3 protein-coding genes are annotated in these 4,170 nt (G+C 61.7%); all 3 read left to right on the top strand.

Annotation, left to right across the window (positions count from 1 at the left end):
• Positions 1-147 precede the first annotated feature (147 nt).
• Genes AC4GMC_RS17345 through AC4GMC_RS17335 form a run of 3 tightly spaced genes read left to right on the top strand, consistent with a single transcriptional unit; the run spans position 148 to position 4,146 of the window.
• A complete protein-coding gene (locus AC4GMC_RS17345) occupies positions 148-1,761 on the top strand; it encodes a class I adenylate-forming enzyme family protein (protein ID WP_490391483.1) in 1,614 nt (537 codons plus the stop codon).
• Complete coding sequence (locus AC4GMC_RS17340; protein ID WP_490391482.1) at positions 1,758-2,549, top strand: crotonase/enoyl-CoA hydratase family protein; 792 nt, start codon at positions 1,758-1,760, stop codon at positions 2,547-2,549. The genes AC4GMC_RS17345 and AC4GMC_RS17340 overlap by 4 nt, the downstream gene beginning before the upstream one ends.
• Positions 2,542-4,146, top strand: coding sequence for a class I adenylate-forming enzyme family protein (locus AC4GMC_RS17335; RefSeq protein ID WP_488082374.1), 1,605 nt, complete (start codon positions 2,542-2,544; stop codon positions 4,144-4,146). Before AC4GMC_RS17340 ends, AC4GMC_RS17335 begins: the two co-directional genes overlap by 8 nt.
• The last annotated feature ends 24 nt before the right edge of the window (positions 4,147-4,170 follow it).

Raw genomic sequence — 4,170 nt, 5'->3', positions numbered from 1 at the left:
TCCGGGCACGCAGGTCGATGTGCTCTGCGCTGATGGGTCCACCCAGACCGGCGAACTCTGCACCCTGCCGATGTATGACGCGGACCGGCTCATTCCGCGCGGCAAGCTGGTGGACATCCCCACAAGCCCAATCGCGGCGGAATGACCATGTATGACGTGACGCTCAGCACATCGCACTTCCCGGCGCAGAATGATGCGGACATTCGCGACATCACGGTTGGCGGGTTGCTGCGAGAGGTGGCAACCAGCCACCCGGATGCCGTGGGAATCGTGGATGTCGCAGACAGCGGTGACAGTGGCCAGTCATGGACCTATGCGGAGATACTGGCGCAGGCCGAGCGCTTGGCCCGCGCCCTCGCCACCCGGTTCCAGCCAAGTGAAAGGGTCGTCGTCTGGGCACCCAATATTCCCCAGTGGATTTTCATGGAATATGCCTGCGGGCTGGGCGGGCTGGTTCTGGTTACAGCCAATCCGTCCTTTCAAGCCTCCGAGCTCAGGTATGTGCTGGAGCAATCCGGAGCGGTCGGCCTGTTCATGGTGAACGGGTTCCGAGGCAATCCGATGGCTGAGATTGCGCTCGAGGCGACGAAAGGCAACACGCATCTGCGCGAGGTCGTCAATCTGGAAGATGAGGACGCACTTTTCACCATCGGAGGCCGGCCCGCCATCCTGCCCGACGTCCAGCCGGATGACGCCGCGCAGATTCAGTACACCTCGGGGACAACCGGTTTTCCAAAAGGCGCGGTTCTCAGCCACAAAAACCTGGTGAACAACGCGCGGCTCTTCTGCGCCCGCAAGCAAGTGGGGCCGCACTCGGTCTGGGCCAATTTCATGCCGCTGTTTCACACGGCGGGCTGTGCGACGGGGGCCTTGGGATGTCTTCAGGCCGCAGCCAAGATGCTGTTGATCAAGCGGTTCGACGCGGATGTCTTTGCGCGATTGATCGAGGAACAAGGCGTCACAACCTGTTTTGCCGTTCCCACCATGCTGTTCAATCTGCTGGAATCGCTGGACAGAACCCAACGCGACATGTCCTCGCTTGAGGTCATCACGACGGGTGGCGCACCGGTGCCACCCGATCTGGTCCGCCGGGTGCGGGTCCGTTTGGGCTGTCACTTGCTCAGCGCTTTCGGGCAGACAGAGCACAGCCCGATGATCTGCCTGAACCCTGTCGAGGCAACGCTTGAGCAGATCGTGGAGACGGCTGGCCAACCGCTGCCACAGACCGAGGTCTCGATCCGTTCACCTGAAGATAATCGTGTGCTCCCAATAGGTGAAGTGGGCGAGATTTGCGCGCGATCCTACGCGGTGATGATCGGCTATAACGACAACCCAGAGGCTACCGTCGCCGTCATCGATGGCGAAGGCTGGCTGCATACCGGCGATCTGGGCACGATGGACGCTCAGGGGTTCGTGCGGGTAACCGGCCGTGTGAAGGACATGATCATTCGCGGCGGTGAAAACCATTTCCCAGCTGAAATCGAAGCGGTGTTGGTGACCCACAGGCATGTGGCCCAAGTCGCCGTAGTCGGTTTACCGGACGAGAAATGGGGAGAGGTGATCGCGGCATTTATCCTGTCTGACCAGCCACTTGATGTGGCCGATTTGCGTACCCACTGCCGGGCGCATCTGTCCGCACAGAAAACGCCATCTGTCTGGGTGCATGTGCCGGACTTCCCTCTGACAGGCTCAGGCAAAGTGCAGAAATTTGCCATTCGTGATAAGTTCATTGCAGGCAACTATGGAGAGGTTCTGCAATGAGTGTGCGAATTGAAAAGGACGGCCCCGTCTGGACAGTCATCCATTCCCGCCCAGAGGCCCGCAATGCCATGGACCCCGAAAGTGCGGCCGCACTCTACGAGGCGTTCCGCGTGTTTGACGCGGACGATACCGCCCACGTTGCCGTGTTTTGGGGCGAAGGCGGTGCTTTTTGTGCCGGGTGGGATTTGAAACATGCGGCTTCGCTTGCCGGGGCCGAGGCGCTCGACCCGTTCGACTTTCCAGATGAGGGAGAACCACCAATGGCGGCCATGGGACCCAGCCGGTTGGATTTGTCCAAACCGGTTATAGCTGCGGTGGCCGGGCCTGCCGTGGCTGGCGGCATGGAACTGGCGCTTTGGTGCGATATCCGGTTGATGGAAGAAACCGCCTTCATGGGGGTCTACTGCCGCCGTTGGGGCATTCCACTGATCGACGGGGGCACGGTGCGCTTGCCGCGCCTGGTGGGCGAAGGGCGCGCGATGGACCTGATCCTGACCGGCCGCCGTGTGAATGCAGACGAGGCTCTGCGGATTGGACTGTGCGAATACGTCGTGCCCGAAGGCGACGCGCGCGCCAAGGCCGAAGCCCTAGCCCATGAAATCGCCCGCTTTCCCCAAAGCTGCATGCGTGCGGATCGACGGTCCGTGCGGGCCCAGCACGGGCTTTCGATGTGCGACGCACTTCGGCAGGAATGGAGAGGCAGCAAGGGTGAGGTCACCAAAGGTGTCGAAGGCGCCGCCCGGTTTGCCGGCGGCAAGGGCCGTGGGGGCGATTTCCGCGATGTATGAACTGGCCGTCACCACCTCCCATGTGCCGGCCCAGTCCGACATTGAGACACGCGAGATCACCATCGGCGCATTGCTGCGCGAGGTGGCTGCGGCGCGACCGGAGGCGGAGGCCTTGGTCGAAGTCAGGCAGGACGGTACAGAAGGACGCCGCTGGACCTACGCCGAACTTCTGAAAGATGCCGAGCGGCTGGCGATAGCGCTCTCCACCCGGTTTGCGCCCGGCGAACGGGTGGTCATATGGTCGCCCAACAGTCCCGAATGGGTGCTGATGGAATATGCTTGTGCGCTATCCGGACTGGTTCTGGTGACGGCGAACCCGGCCTTTCAGGCACGCGAGCTGGCCTATGTGCTGGAGCAGTCACGCGCGGTTGCCCTGTTCCTTGTCGAGAAGTTCCGTGGCAACCCGATGGGCCGGATTGGAGCTGAGGTCGTGACCGACATCGCTGCCATCCGCGAAGTCACAGATATGGAAAGTGATGCGCTCTTTGCACAGGGCACCCGCCCGCTTGCTTTGCCCGAAGTTGCCCCGGGCGACGCTGCGATGATCCAATATACGTCCGGCACAACAGGTTTTCCCAAGGGCGCTGTTCTCAGCCATCGCGGATTGGTCAACAATGCGAGCTTCTACGCGTCCCGTTGCGGCGCAATCAAGGCGACGACCTGGGTCAACATCATGCCGATGTTTCACACCTCGGGCTGCGGGATGGTCACGCTTGGATGCCTTCAGGCGGGGTGCCGCATGGTGCTGGTCAGCCTTTTTGACCCGGATGTGGTTCTGGACCAGATGGAAGCGACCAGCGCGGACATCATCCTTGGCGTGCCGACCATGGTGGTGGCCTTGCTCGACGCGCAGGAAACGCGTTCGCGAGACCTTTCGGCCCTGAAGCTCGTCAGCTGCGGCGGCTCGATGGTGGCACCCGAATTGGTGCGCCGGGTGCAGACCCTGATGGGCGCCGGATTTTCGACGCTCTATGGCCAGACCGAGCATTGTCCGGTGATCACGCAACACCATCTGGACGACAGCATCGACGACATCTGCAATACGGCTGGCCAGCCGGTGGCTCAGACCGAGGTTTCAATCCGCAGTGTCGATGACAATGGCGTTGTCGCCGTAGGAGAGGTCGGGGAAATCTGTGCCCGCGGCCCCTGTGTCATGCTGGAGTACAACGACAATCCCAAGGCCACGTCCGAGACCGTAGACGCAATGGGTTGGCTGCATACCGGCGATCTGGGCCGGATGGATGCGCGCGGCTATGTCACCGTCACCGGCCGCGTCAAAGAGATGATCATCCGTGGTGGCGAGAACCATTTCCCGGCCGAGATCGAGAACTGCTTGTTGGAACACGCCAGCGTGGCCGAGGTCGCCGTTGTCGGCCTGCCGGACTCGAAATGGGGTGAGGTCATCGGCGCGTTCATCCGTGGCACAGGGCCACTGGACAGGTCCGCGCTGCATGCCCATTGCCGCGCAAACATGTCCCCGCAGAAAACCCCGAATGTCTGGGTGCAGGTCGAGAGCTTTCCTCTGACCGGCTCTGGCAAAATCCAGAAATTCGTTCTCCGCGACCGTTTCGTCGCCGGGGAGTTCACTCAACTCTGACTGACAGGAACCGCCATGCAGGAC

It is taken from the genome of Thalassobacter sp. (genome assembly GCF_982993085.1).
This window is presented reverse-complemented; position numbering and strand designations above follow the sequence as displayed.